A 14,440-nucleotide genomic window follows, 5' to 3' on the forward strand; every position below is an offset into this window, starting at 1 on the left:
TATCTTTGCCAACAAAAAAAAGAAAGAAGTATGGACGCAAAACGAATTTTAGATTATCTGAAGCAGTTGATGGTAAATAACAACCGCGAATGGTATTGGGAGCATAAGGCGGAGTACGATGCAGTAAGAGCGGATTTTGAGGCAGGCATCGCACAAGCGATTGGTCGTATTGCAGAGTTCGACCCATCGATAGCGCATCTCACAGTAAAGGATTGTACTTACCGCTTTAATCGCGATACACGTTTCTCACCAGACAAGTCGCCCTACAAGAACCACTTTGGCGGCTATATTGCAGCCCATGGCAAAAAGGCACTACACGGAGGCTACTACCTACACCTGGAACCTGGTCATTGCATGGTGGCGTGCGGTAACTACTGGTTGCCTACCAATATACTGACATCATGTCGCAACGAGATGATGGGCAACACAGCCGAATGGCTGAAGTGTGTAGAGAGCAAGGAGTTTAAGAAATACTTTGGCAGCCCTGTAGCCAGTAGTTTCTCGGCGCCGACGGATGTATCAAGTTGGGACCAGCCCCAAGGATTCGGGCTGGAAAAACTGAAGAAATGCCCAGTAGGATTTCCCAAGGATTGGCCTCATGTAGAGTACCTACGCATGAAGGACTACTGCTGCTGGCATCAGGTATCGGAGGATTTCTATGAAGGCGAAAAATGGCTCGACGAGATTGAACGCATGTTCAAAGCCGCCAAGCCAATGATGGATTTTATGAACTCGGTAATCGACGACTACGAGTAGTCTTTACTCGTAATGACGGATACGGACATCGATGCCGGTCCCCTCAAGCTGGGTAACGATGGTGCTGACGTCAGTCTGCCCATAGTGATAAGGGAACAGAACCTTGGGCTTGATGATTTTAGCAGCACGCACCAGTTGGTCGGGTGTCATCGTGTACGGCTGGTTGCAAGGCAGGAATGCGATATCAATATCCTTTATCTGCGACATCTCGGGGATATCCTCGGTATCGCCAGCAATATAAATACGCAATCCATCGATGGTGAGGATATAACCATTGTCGCGCCCCTTAGGGTGGAACTGTTCGCGACCTGCTGTGGTGTTATAGGCTGGTACAGCCTCTACGCTGATATCGGGCAACTGTAGTTTATCGCCATTTACCATCACCTTACCAGAACCATACATATCGGCACAGCGCTTATTCATCACCAGCTGCGTTTTGGAAGCTGAAAGCATTTTGAGTGCATTGGCATCGTAATGATCGCCATGCTCGTGAGTCACGAAGATATAATCGGCCTTAGGCATAGCCGAATAATCAATCTGACGGTTACCCAACTTAGATACAGGATCAATCTGTATCTCAAAACCATCATACTGGATACGGATGCACGAATGCATCAGTGCATGGAACTTAACCGTTTTGCCACTCTTGGTGGTAAACACATCGACCTCATAGGTCTGCTGGCCACAGGCTGTGTTGAGACCCAATATTGCCAGCATGCTCAAAAAGAGTTTCTTCATACCTTATTATATATATAGACAGGGACAAAAATACGATAATTATACGAAAGTGCCAAACCATTTATATAAAATCTCTATTTTTGGAGCGAGTTTCTTGGTCGATTCAAAAAAATGACTTAACTTTGTGCCCGTAAAGTACATAAACAACAACAATGAATAGACAATGATTTGGAATGAAACAATGGAGTGCATGGATCGCGAACAGCTTCGCGAAATCCAGAGCCAACGCTTAGTAAAGATGGCAGAGTATGTGTATTACAACACCCCCTTCTACCGCAAGAAGTTTCAGGAGATGGGGTTGGAACCCGGTGACATCAAAAGCATCGACGACATCACCAAGCTGCCCTTTACCAACAAGCTCGACCTCCGCGACAATTATCCTTTCGGACTGGCCGCCGTGCCCATGAGTCAGATTGTCAGAATCCACGCCTCATCGGGAACCACCGGCAAACCAGTAGTAGTACTTTACACCCGCAAAGACCTCGCCATGTGGAGCGAAGCCATCAGCCGTGCCTTTACCGCCTACGGTGCTGGTAAGGACGACATTTTCCAAGTGGCTTACGGCTACGGTCTGTTTACAGGAGGTCTTGGCGCTCACGATGGAGCCACCAACATCGGCGCATCTGTTATCCCCATCTCTTCTGGAAACACCCAGAAGCAGATGACACTAATGCACGACTTTGGCACCACCATCCTATGCTGCACCCCCAGCTACGCCATGTTCTTAGGCGAGGCCATGAAAGAATGCCAGTGGAGCCGCGACGAGTTCAAACTGAAGGTTGGCGTTTTCGGCGCTGAGCCCTGGACTGAGAAGATGCGCAAGAAGCTGGAAGAGAGCCTGGGCATCAAGGCCTACGATATCTACGGACTGAGCGAAATAGCTGGTCCTGGTGTGGGCTACGAGTGCGAACACCAATGCGGTACGCACCTGAACGAAGACTTGTTCTATCCAGAGATCCTGGATCCCAAAACTGGTGAACCACTGCCAGAGGGACAGTTTGGCGAATTGACCTTTACCCATCTGACTAAAGAAGGTATGCCCCTGTTGCGCTACCGCACCCACGATCTGACAGCTCTGCATTACGACAAATGTAAGTGCGGACGAACCTTGGTACGCATGGATCGTATCCTGGGCCGTTGCGACGATATGCTCATCATCCGTGGTGTGAACGTATTCCCATCTCAGATTGAGGATGTCATCCTGAAGTTGCCTGAGTACGAGCCTCACTTCCTGCTGACCGTAGACCGTGTGAACAACACTGACACCTCGGAACTGAAAGTAGAGGTAAAGGAGGAGTACTTTACCGACGATATGGCCACAATGGTCGGCCTGCAGAAGAAGCTGGAAAGCGAACTGCGTAGCGTAATAGGACTGGGCTTCAAGGTGAAGCTGGTTGAACCTAAGGGTATTGAGCGCTCGGAAGGCAAGGCTAAACGTGTGATCGACAAACGTAACATCTAAAAATACAATCGTAATTATGAAGACTAAGCAACTTTCCATTTTCCTTGAGAACAAGTCAGGCCGCCTGACTGAAGTGACCGAAGTTCTTGGTGCTGCAGGCATCAACCTCTCGGCCATGAGTATTGCCGATAATAGTGACTTTGGCATCCTGCGCTGCATCGTTTCTGATCCTGACAAGGCCTATCAGGTACTGAAAGAAGCGCACTTTGCCGTGAAGATTACTGATGTGATTGGATTTGTATGCCCCAACACCAGCGGCTCGCTCGCCATTGTGCTGAAGCACTTGTCTGAGAACGATGTATTTATCGAATACATGTACTCGTTTGCCAATGGCGATGTGGCCACAGTGGTTATCCGTCCCACCGATTTGGATGCCTGCGAGAAGATACTTTCAGACAAAAAAGTGGAATTAATGGCTGCAAATGACCTCTATCAACTATAAAATCACAAGAAACTGCAAGATTTTCGCCTGAAAATTTTGCAGTTTCAATTTTTATTCGTACCTTTGCATCCGCAAATAAGACATGAGGGCGTTTAGCTCAGCTGGTTTAGAGCATCTGCCTTACAAGCAGAGGGTCGGCGGTTCGAATCCGTCAACGCCCACAACACAAAAAGTCCGCTTCCGCAGCCGATGAGGTTGCGGTTTTGGGTTAGAAGGGATAGAGAAAGAAAGATAATTATCGATAATTTACAGGAATATTTAAAACAATGGATTTAAGTTTATTGACAGCCATCTCGCCTATTGATGGCCGTTACAGAAGTAAGACCGAACCTCTGGCAGAATACTTTTCAGAGTATGCGCTGATTCGTTACAGGGTACGCGTAGAAATAGAGTATTTCATTGCCTTATGTGAATTACCATTGCCTCAACTTCAGGGTATCAACCATTCACTATTCGATCAGCTTCGCGACATCTACAAGAAGTTCTCACCCGCTGACGCACAGCGTGTGAAGGACATTGAGTCAATCACCAATCATGATGTGAAAGCTGTTGAGTACTTCATCAAGGAGCAGCTCGACGCTATGGGTGGATTCGAGAACTACAAGGAGTTCATCCACTTCGGACTCACATCTCAGGACATCAACAACACCAGTGTACCTCTTTCTATTAAGGAGGCGCTGGAGCAGGTTTACTATCCTATGGTAGAGGAGCTCATTGAGCAGTTGCACGATTATGCTGAACAGTGGAAGAACATCCCCATGTTGGCCAAGACTCACGGACAGCCCGCATCGCCTACCCGTCTGGGTAAGGAGGTGATGGTTTACGTATACCGCTTGGAAGAGCAGCTTCGCGGACTGAAGGAGACACCTATCACCGCTAAGTTCGGAGGTGCTACTGGTAACTACAATGCTCACCACGTGGCTTATCCACAGTACGACTGGCGCGAGTTTGGCAACAGCTTTGTCAGCGAGAAGTTAGGCTTGGAGCGCGAGCAGTACACTACCCAGATCTCAAACTATGACTGGTTGGGCGCCATCTTCGATGCCATGCGCCGTATCAACACCATCGTTATCGACCTGGATCGCGACTTCTGGATGTATATCTCTATGGACTACTTCAAGCAGAAGATTAAGAAAGGTGAGGTTGGTTCGAGTGCTATGCCTCACAAGGTAAACCCCATCGACTACGAAAACTCTGAGGGTAACTTAGGTATTGCCAACGCTATCCTGCAGTTCCTGGCAGCAAAACTGCCCGTAAGCCGTTTGCAGCGCGACCTGACTGACTCTACCGTTCTGCGTAACGTAGGGGTACCCATGGGGCACGCCGTTATTGCATTCCAAAGTACACTGAAGGGACTGCGCAAGCTGATTCTTAACGAGGAGAAGCTGCAGGAGGATCTCGACAACACTTGGGCTGTAGTAGCCGAGGCTATCCAGACCATTCTGCGTCGTGAAGCCTACCCTAACCCATACGAAACACTGAAGGCCCTGACCCGCACCAACGAGAAGTTGACTGGCGAGAAGATCAAGGACTTCATCGAAACACTCGAGGTGAGTGAGGAAGTTAAGGAAGAACTACGTGTTATTACCCCATCAACCTACACAGGCATTTAATTTACACATATTATATTTATTAAGTAATCACAATTAAAAAAAATACAACTTATGGATTTCGAAAACAACGAGAAGAAGCAGGAAGAGACCAAGCAGGATGGCGCTCAGAGAGAGTATCGTCCAGGTCGTTCACCACGTCCACGCATTCACGCAACAGCTGTGCGCCCAGGAAGCTATGAGCGCTCCAGCTATCGCAATAACAACGATGAAGGCGAGTTCCGTCCAGAGGGATTCGGCGCTGGTTTGCAGAGCAATGCTCCTCAGCGTCCTCAGGGGGGCTATCGTCCACGTAACAACTACAACAACGAGGGTGGCTACGGCCAGCAGCGTCAGGGAGGTTATGGTCAACGTCAGCAAGGTGGTTATGGTCGTCCTCAGCAGGGGGGCTATGGTCGTCCTCAGCAGGGTGGCTACGGTCAGCGTCAGCAGGGTGGCTACGGTCGTCCTCAGCAGGGTGGCTACGGTCGTCCTCAGCAAGGTGGCTATGGTCAGCAGGGCGGTTATGGTCAGCAGCGCCAGCAGGGTGGTTACGGTCGTCCTCAGCAGGGTGGCTACGGTCGTCCTCAACAGGGTGGCTATGGCAAGCCCTACGGAGCAGCTCCTTATAAGAAGGCTCCCCGCCAGCGCACAGCCGACTACGATCCAAATGCAAAGTATTCAATGAAGAAGCGCATTGAGTACAAGGAGATTAACTACGATCCCAACGAGCCACTGCGCTTGAACAAGTTCTTGGCCAATGCAGGTGTTTGCAGCCGTCGCGAGGCCGATGAGTTCATCCAGGCTGGTGTAGTAACCGTTAACGGCGAGGTAGTAACCGAGCTGGGTACCAAGATCCTGCGTACCGATATGGTGAAGTTCCACGATCAGCCTGTAACCATCGAGAAGAAGGTTTACGTGCTGCTCAACAAGCCAAAGGACTACGTAACAACCAGCGACGATCCACAGCAGCGTAAGACTGTGATGGATCTGGTGAAGAATGCTTGCTCAGAGCGTATCTACCCCGTAGGCCGTCTGGACCGCAACACCACCGGTGTGCTGTTGCTTACCAACGATGGTGACTTGGCTTCGAAGCTCACACATCCTAAGTACCTCAAGAAGAAGATTTATCACGTTTACCTCGATAAGAACGTTACCGCTCACGATCTGCAGCAGATTGCCGAAGGCATCCAGCTGGAGGATGGCGAGATCAAGGCCGACGACGTTCAGTATGCACATCCTACCGACAAGAAGCAGGTAGGCATCGAGATTCACTCAGGTAAGAACCGTATCGTTCGCCGTATCTTCGAGAGTCTGGGCTACCGCGTTCAGAAACTCGACCGCGTACAGTTCGCTGGTCTGACCAAGAAGAACCTGAAGCGTGGCGACTGGCGCTACCTGACCGAGGAGGAAGTTGACCGCCTGCGCATGGGTGCTTACGAGTAATTGATAGTTGAAAATTGACAATTCATAATGAAACGTACTAAGATTATCGATGTGCTGAAGAGCACAGAATATGGCAAGGAGGTTTGCGTAAAGGGTTGGGTGCGCACGCATCGTAGCTCTAAGGCAGTCGACTTCATTGCCCTCAACGACGGTTCAACCATCAAGAATGTGCAGATCGTTGTTGATCCTACTAAGTTCGACGAGCAGGTATTGAAGGATATCACCACAGGTGCCTGCATCAGTGCCGAGGGTTTACTGGTTGAGAGTCAGGGTGCTGGTCAGAGCAGTGAAATTCAGGCTACCAAGCTTGAGGTTTATGGTCTGTGCGGCAACGACTACCCCATGCAGAAGAAGGGCCAGAGTTTCGAAGTGATGCGTAAGAACGCTCACATGCGTCTGCGTACCAACACATTCGGAGCTGTGATGCGCATTCGCCACAACATGGCGATGGCCATCCACACTTACTTCCACGAGCATGGATTCTTCTACTTCCACACCCCACTGATTACAGCCAGTGACTGTGAGGGTGCCGGAAACATGTTCCAGGTAACCACCAAGAATCTGTACGACCTGAAGAAGGACGAGAACGGCAAGATTATCTACGACGACGATTTCTTCGGCGAGCAGACTTCACTGACCGTGTCTGGTCAGCTGGAGGGTGAGCTGGGTGCTACCGCACTGGGGTCTATCTACACCTTCGGTCCTACTTTCCGTGCTGAGAACAGCAACACACCTCGACATCTGGCTGAGTTCTGGATGGTTGAGCCTGAGGTTGCTTTCTTGGATCAGGAAGAGCTGATGGACCTCGAAGAGGATTTCATCAAATACTGCGTACGTTGGGCTCTCGACAACTGTAAGGACGACCTCGAGTTCCTGAACAAGATGATCGACAAGACCTTGATTGAGCGTCTGGAGGGTGTACTCAAGGAGACCTTCGTTCGTCTGCCTTACACCGAGGGCATCAATATCCTGCAGGAAGCTATCAAGAACGGTAAGAAATTCGAGTTCCCCTGCAACTGGGGCGACGACTTGGCCAGTGAGCACGAGCGCTACCTCGTTGAGGAGCATTTCAAGAAGCCAGTTATTATGACCGACTACCCACGTGCATTCAAGTCGTTCTATATGAAGCAGAACCAGGACACTGCCGATGGCGGTTCAGTAGGTTACAAGGGCGCTGTTGCCCCAGGTCCTACCATGCAGGGTACCGATGTACTCTTCCCACAGATCGGTGAGATTATCGGCGGATCTGTTCGTGAGGAGAGCTACGATAAATTAATGGGCGAGATTAATCGCCGCGAGATGGACCAGACCCACCTCTGGTGGTATATCGACACCCGCAAGTGGGGCTCATGCCCACACGCAGGCTTCGGTCTTGGTTTCGAGCGTCTCATCCTGTTCGTAACAGGTATGCAGAACATTCGCGACGTGATTCCGTTCCCACGTACTCCGAAATCAGCAGAGTTCTAAATCATACGAACCGCCATCACTCTGAGTGTGATGGCGGTTTTCTTTTTCCCTAAAGCTAACAAGTACAAAGGCCTGGGTAATTATCGTTTGCCTATACGCAAATTGAAGCACAAAAAAGTAGTGAGGAACTTCTATGAGTCCCTCACCAACTTCTAATTAAACAAACTATCAATGTGTTATTCTATGGTAATCTTCTTTAAACGATAGCCATAGCCCACAACAAGCATACCTTCACGCTCATCTACCAGCGCCTTGACAGCATCTGTATAGGTGAAATCATAAGGATTGGGAGTTTCAGCAGTCAGATCGAACTGAGCTACAACCTGATCCTCAGCATTATCGCCCCACCAGGGGGTGGTGATACGCAGAGCGTGGTAGTTTTCTGGCATATCGATCATTTCGTAGTACACGTGTACGGTAGAACCTACAGCCACATCGGCCAGAGCGTCGGCAGTAACAGTAGCATTGCTGTCACCCCAGTTAATGTCGACACTTCCTTCCCAAACAGTTGTCTCAGCTGGTGCAACAGCCTCAACAGCAACTACCTTGGTAAGCTTGTAACCGTAACCCACGAAGAGCATACCGCCACGCTCGTCAACGATAGCCTTGTTAGCCTCGCTGTAGGTGAACTCGAATGGATTAGGAGTATCGGCAGTCAGATCGAACTGGGCTACAATCTGGTCCTCAGCATTATCGCCCCACCGGGGTGTGGTGATACGCAGAGCGTGGTAGTTTTCTGGCATATCGATCAGTTCATAGCAAACACGGATAGTAGCGCCAACAGGCACATCAGCCAGAGCATCGGCAGAAACCGTAGCATTGCTGTCACCCCAGTTTACTTCAGTAGCACCTTCCCAGAGCACTGTTTCTTTCACACCTGGATCAGCATACTCATCGTTGCTGACAGTGAACACACCACAACCGTAGCGCATGCCATCTGCCTCAATGCTTACCATATACTGGCCCTCAGCCATCGTAGGCACATCGAAGGTAACCTTTCCATCAGCAAACGATACATTGCTTGCCTCCTGCTTACCCACGAACACCTTGGTGACGTTGGTAACATTGGTACACTGAATAGTCTTGGTGCTACCAACCGTCAGCCAGCGCGACTTACCATCGGAAGCCAACTCGGGATCGCCTTCAGCAGGACGAACCACCAACATGCAGGTACGAGAGGTAGAGAGGCCCTTGGTAGTGGTAGCCACAATCTTCACAACGTGATCGCCAGCTAATACTGGCACGTCGATATTCAGGCCCTCAGCCACCTGCTCATCGTCAATGAACCAGGTAACGGTGGTGTACTTAACAGGCGTTACAATAACCTCATAAGTGAAATTGGTTGTACGTTCTATGTTCATCAGGGTAGCGGGCTCGCCGTTCTTACCCTCTGGGATATCGGTGTTCAGGATGCGTGGAGCATCGTCCTCGCCAGCTGTGAAGAAAGGATCCTCAGTCGAAGAGCAGGCGGTAGTTGCTGCTAAGCCGCAACCTACAAAGAACATGGCGATATACTTTGATATATTCTTGGTAATCATAATTCTTATTTCTTAAAATGGATATCTAATTCACTTACTTCACATTGATATCTGCCACATCCCACCAGAGGCGCTTGTGCCAGTCGTCGCTACCACCTAAGCGTTCCACAGCAACTTTATAGTTGGCGCTGTTGTACTGGTTCTCCAGGATTGGATAGCGCAGACGTGTAGGTGTCTGCAGATTATTGTCATCATAGGTAAAATCGCTCTCAAACTTAGCCAGCTTCGTGCGATCCTGCAGTACTGGATAATCAGAACGACGCAGGTTAGCCCAAGCTTCTGATGGATTCATCATGTGCAGAATCCAAGCCTGAGTATTGATGGCTTCTTTCGCATTGGTTTCGAGAACACCTGCATTGATAAGACCATCAACGAAAGTACTGATCTCAGCATCCGAAATCTTATCGGCAGCCTGCAGATAGTGATCGTTCATCCACTTGATAGAGGCCTTGACACCTGCCTTGAAGTGCTCCTCGACTGAACCGCTAACGTTCCAGCCATTGAGCTTAGCCTCAGCCAGCAGGAATTCTACCTCAGCATAATTGATGAGCGCACCTGGACGATCGGGCATCTCGAAGTCGATGCTCAGGAAGGGACGCATCATACGTGCAGGGAAGTTACTGCCATCGAAGCCAGCTTCAGGATAGAGACTAATCATGCGCTCTAAAGTAGGAATCTCGGCAACAGCTGGTGCATTAACCCAGTTGTTCCACCAGGCTGCACCTGGGTCGCAAGGATGTTCTACATCGTTGGCACGATCCAAATAATCAATTACTTCGTCAGTGACGTCGATATTCCACTCACGATCGGGTTTAGTTTCACTACGCTTAGTGTTAATGTAATGACGACAAATGCGGTAAAGACGCGGGTCGTTGTTATCCTGTAAAATATTGAAGAATGTGGAGCTTACAAATGTAGGTGATGTGGGGTCCTGTCCGTAAAGGATCTCACCCAGAGCATTCACACGGAAGTCGAGATCGCGTGAGCCATCGTACAGAGTGAACTTACCATCGGTATAGATCACGTAGGCATCGTCGGCAGAACTGGTGATATAACCACCTGCTGCGTTAAGAGCCTTCTCGAACTCCTCCTGAGCCTTGGTAGGATTAACCTCACTGATACGCATGGCATAGCGCATACGCAGGGTATTGGCATACTTGCGCCAAGCAGCAGCATCGCCAGACAAACTAGTTACATCGCCGCCAATATGGTCAGAACCTGTACCCAACTGGTCAACACACTCAGCCAGCTCTTTGAAGAAGAAATCATAAATCTCCTCCTGTGTATCGTACTTAGGATATGCGATACCAGATATGAAACCAAGTCCGGCCTCAGAGCAAGGCAGATCGCCATAGATATCGGTCAGCATAGCCATCAGATAAACACGGTGAATGCGCAGGGCGGCATTGGTGTTGGGCTTATCCTCTGAATTGGCAATAGCATCAACGATATTCTTGATAGATACACCATACAACTGATCCCATACAAGGCGCATCTGATCGTCCTGAGCATGAACACTACCACCATAGTTTGACACGTTCCAACCACCAGCAAAGTGCTGGGTGAAACCTGTGATATAACTACGATAAGTATCCATCATGCCAAAGTCGCCATAGGTCTGCAACAGAGCTGTAGTCAGCTGGGCGCTTGGCTCTATCGACGAACCTTTCGAGTCGTCGGTATTCAGCTTTTCCATATAACTATCGCTACAAGCAGCTGTTGACAAAAGGCCACAGCCTACAATACATGCAGCGAGCGTTTTCTTAAATATTCTTGTAATCATAATGACTTCCTCCAAATTAGAATTTGACGTTAACATTGAAACCGTAGCTGCGGCGTGAGGGCAGCGAACCATACTCCAGACCAAGACCTGAGGTGTTGTAACCAGAGTCAGGATCGATATTAGGAATATTCTTCCAGACAATGAATGGGTTACGAGCTACAAACGATACGCTGAGTCCCTTAACCGACTTGCCCAACCACTTCTCTGGGAAGGTATAGCCGAAGGTAATCTCACGGCACTTCACATACGAGTTGTCATAGATAAACATTGAAGGCGCATTGTCAGCAGCACTCTTCCAGTACGACTCGGGGTTAACGGCAATGTCGTTCTGACGATAGGTTCCATCACCATTATCGATAACGCCAGGCACAATCAGGCCTTCGCACAAACCAGCGTCACGCCAGTCTTCGATGGTCATGTTAGCAGCCTTGCGGTTCTCCTCAGAACGATACCACTCTTCACGTCCTGCCAAGGTCTCACTGGCTTTACCTGTAGCATAAGCCGAACGCATAGACATTGAGAAGAGATCGGCACCAACCTTCACGTCGAAGCCAGCCGACAGGCGGAAGTTCTTATAAGTAAAGGTAGAGTAGAAACCACCAGTCCAATCCCATGAAGCATTACCAAGAGTATGAGTTTTGTCATCAACATATGGTAGACCGCTCTCGGGGTTGATAATCAGCTGACCGTCGGCAGTACGCTTAAAGTCCTTACCGATAATACTACCGTAGTTCTTATTTACCTCAGCACCTACGCTGACACCACACCAAGTGGCCTTCTCGAGCTCGAAGTAGTCCATACCGTCAACCAGCGACTTCACCTTGTTTGTATTCTTAGAGAAGTTAACACCAGCATCCCATGCAAACTGGCCCAGCTGCAACACACGACCGTTTAGTGCAACCTCAATACCCTTATTCTGAATTTCACCCGCATTAACCAGACTGTAGTTATAACCAGAGGTTGATGAAGAAGCCAGAGCAATGATCTGATCCTTTGACAACTGGTTGTAATAAGTTACATCCAGACCAAGACGACCATGGAAGAACTTCATCTCCAGACCAAGTTCGAACGAATTAGTACGAGTAGGCTTCAGGTCCTTGTTAGGCTGAGTAGTGTTGTTGATCATACCAATCACGAAACCACCATAAGAGTACTTAGCAGTAGAGTAGTTAAGCGCCAACTGATAGGGATCGGTATCGCTACCCACCTGGGCCCATGAAGCACGGATCTTACCATAGTTTATCAGGTTCTTGTTCTTGATAAACTCAGAGAACACGATACTACCCGAGAACGATGGATATACATATATATTATGATCAATAGGCAGTGTTGACGACTTGTCGCCGCGAACAGTAGCCTCCAGATAGTATGTATGCTGATAACCAACACTGGCAGAACCGAATAAAGAGTTGATCTGCTTCTTATATGTATTCTGCTGAATACTCTGCTCAGCGTAGTTCATAATGGCAACAATATCCTTCATCTGCTGGTCCATACCAGTAAAGATGTCGGTCTTGTTGTCAACCTTGAAGATGTTACCACCCAAGGTAGCATTGATATCAAAGTTGCCGAATGAGTTATTATAGAGTGCCAACAACTCAGCATTCAGTGTACGGTTGGTGTACTTCTGGTTCTGGAGCTGTCCTGCCATCTTACCAGGTGTTGTCATAGAAATAAAGTCCTCGAACGCCATAAAGTTCATATCGGTACCGATTGTACCCTGCAACTTCAGGTGATCGGAAATGTTCCAGATAGCCTTACCTGTCAGACGGAACACGTCCTTAGCGGTGGTATTCTCATTCTTGTAAAGATCCCAGTAAGGGTTCTTGTTGTACTGGTCGTTACCATTCCAGTTAGCATATTCGCCTTCAGATGTCTGATAGTTCTTCAGCCAAGCCTGATTATATGTACTTGCCAGTGTCATGAGGTTCTTACCAACATTGCTCTGCGAGTCGCCCAGAGCAGGACGGTTCTTCACATTCTCACGGGTATAGTTAGCAGTGAAGTCCAAATCAACAGGACCTGCCGATGTATTGACACGGAGGTTGAAGTTGTCACGGTTCATGTGCGTATTGGGCAGGATATCCTTGTTACGCATATCAGTAACAGAGAAACGAACGCCAGTCTTACCAGAGTTAACCGACAGAATGGCAGTATTCTGAGTGGTGAGACCTGTGCGGAAGAAATCACTGGTATTATTAGGATACATGAGGAACGGACGCTTCTCGTGATCGAAATATTCTACCAGAAAGTCATCGGCCTTGGCACCCCAGCTTGAGTTAGTACCTGTTGTGGCAGTGCGACTGTAAGCGCCACCGTACCCCATACCATAAACCTGCTGGATATTATCCCACTTAGCCAACTGCTTATCGATAGTGAGTGAACCGTTGTACTCAACGCTTATCTTATCCTTCTCAGCCTTCTTAGTGGTAATCAGAATAACACCATGTGAGGCACGGCTACCATAGAGAGCTGAGGCGGCAGGACCTTTGAGCACGGTCATGTTTTCAATATCATCAGGATTGATAGCCGAGATACCATCACCCAGATCGTATCCACCCTCAGTGCCTGCGCTGCCGAAGTTGGTATTGTCCAAGGGTACACCATCAATCACGTAAAGAGGCTGGTTGTTACCACTGATCTCGGTGTTACCACGCAACAGAACGCGTGTAGAACCCGAAGCGCCACCAGCTGTATTCTGAACGACAAGACCAGCAACCTTACCAGAGAGCGAGTTGATGACATTGGTTTCCTTAGCCTTGGTCAGCTCTTCGCCCTTAACCTCGGCAACACCATAACCCAGTGCTTTGCGCTCGCGCTTGATGCCAAGAGCTGTCACAACAACCTCGTTAAGCACAGTCTTGTCCTCTTCCATCACAATTCTCATGCCCGGCTGGGCTTTTACCTTCAGAGTAGTGTAACCCACGTAACTAACCTCCAAGAGGTCGCCGCGCTTACACTTCAGAGAGAAATGACCATCGATGTCGGTCACTGTCGCATTGTTTGTTCCAGCCACTTTGACGGTTGCTCCAATCATTGGGCCCTCGGCATCCACAACAGTACCAGTAATTACCTGGTCGTTGGGAGCAGCTGCCAGTTCTGCACGATTAGCCGTATCAGCCAGAGCCGAAACAGGCGACATCATCATGCTAGCACCAAGCAGACAAAGAAACATTCTTCTTTTGTTCATTTTGATTTTTGTTTTGAGTTAATATGATA

General features: G+C 48.9%; 10 protein-coding genes and 1 tRNA gene. 7 read left to right on the forward strand and 4 right to left on the reverse strand.

Translation table 11 applies throughout. The features are described from left to right. Positions 1-30 precede the first annotated feature (30 nt). Positions 31-756: a DUF2461 domain-containing protein gene (locus T495_RS0113500; protein WP_033149069.1), complete on the forward strand. Its 726-nt coding sequence runs from the start codon at positions 31-33 to the stop codon at positions 754-756. 3 nt (positions 757-759) lie between these two features. Here the strand turns inward: T495_RS0113500 and T495_RS0113505 are convergent, their stop codons facing one another. Further along, positions 760-1,494, reverse strand: a complete 735-nt coding sequence (locus tag T495_RS0113505; RefSeq protein ID WP_033149070.1) for an MBL fold metallo-hydrolase — start codon at positions 1,492-1,494, stop codon at positions 760-762. Positions 1,495-1,657: 163 nt separating this feature from the next. Here T495_RS0113505 and T495_RS0113510 point away from each other — a divergent pair, with 163 nt between their 5' ends. From T495_RS0113510 to asnS, 6 genes are all read left to right on the forward strand, one after another. Next, positions 1,658-2,956 (forward strand): phenylacetate--CoA ligase family protein, encoded by a 1,299-nt coding sequence (locus tag T495_RS0113510; protein ID WP_028902541.1) that lies wholly within the window; start codon positions 1,658-1,660, stop codon positions 2,954-2,956. Positions 2,957-2,972: 16 nt separating this feature from the next. Next, the gene (locus T495_RS0113515; RefSeq protein WP_033149071.1) at positions 2,973-3,398 is read left to right on the forward strand and encodes an ACT domain-containing protein; all 426 of its coding nucleotides are present in this window, start codon (positions 2,973-2,975) and stop codon (positions 3,396-3,398) included. An 86-nt stretch (positions 3,399-3,484) separates the two neighbouring features. Then, positions 3,485-3,559 (forward strand) — tRNA-Val (locus T495_RS0113520). A 105-nt stretch (positions 3,560-3,664) separates the two neighbouring features. Beyond that, positions 3,665-5,011, forward strand: coding sequence for an adenylosuccinate lyase (gene purB / locus T495_RS0113525; protein ID WP_028902539.1), 1,347 nt, complete (start codon positions 3,665-3,667; stop codon positions 5,009-5,011). 51 nt (positions 5,012-5,062) lie between these two features. Next, a complete protein-coding gene (locus tag T495_RS0113530) occupies positions 5,063-6,433 on the forward strand; it encodes a pseudouridine synthase (RefSeq protein WP_033149072.1) in 1,371 nt (456 codons plus the stop codon). Positions 6,434-6,460: 27 nt separating this feature from the next. Then, entirely contained in the window at positions 6,461-7,900 is a 1,440-nt protein-coding gene (asnS, locus tag T495_RS0113535; protein ID WP_033149073.1) for an asparagine--tRNA ligase, read from the forward strand. A gap of 176 nt (positions 7,901-8,076) precedes the next feature. Here asnS and T495_RS0113540 read toward each other — a convergent pair whose 3' ends face one another. Genes T495_RS0113540 through T495_RS0113550 form a run of 3 tightly spaced genes read right to left on the reverse strand, consistent with a single transcriptional unit; the run spans position 8,077 to position 14,411 of the window. After that, positions 8,077-9,438, reverse strand: a complete 1,362-nt coding sequence (locus tag T495_RS0113540) for a hypothetical protein (RefSeq protein ID WP_197020402.1) — start codon at positions 9,436-9,438, stop codon at positions 8,077-8,079. Positions 9,439-9,472: 34 nt separating this feature from the next. Further along, positions 9,473-11,221 carry a SusD/RagB family nutrient-binding outer membrane lipoprotein gene (locus tag T495_RS0113545; RefSeq protein WP_033149074.1) on the reverse strand — a complete coding sequence of 583 codons (1,749 nt, stop codon included), beginning with the start codon at positions 11,219-11,221 and terminating at the stop codon, positions 9,473-9,475. 16 nt (positions 11,222-11,237) lie between these two features. Continuing rightward, positions 11,238-14,411 carry a SusC/RagA family TonB-linked outer membrane protein gene (locus T495_RS0113550; protein WP_033149075.1) on the reverse strand — a complete coding sequence of 1,058 codons (3,174 nt, stop codon included), beginning with the start codon at positions 14,409-14,411 and terminating at the stop codon, positions 11,238-11,240. Between the last annotated feature and the right edge of the window lie 29 nt (positions 14,412-14,440).

Source organism: Prevotella sp. P6B1, assembly GCF_000702825.1.
Lineage (GTDB): Bacteria > Bacteroidota > Bacteroidia > Bacteroidales > Bacteroidaceae > Prevotella.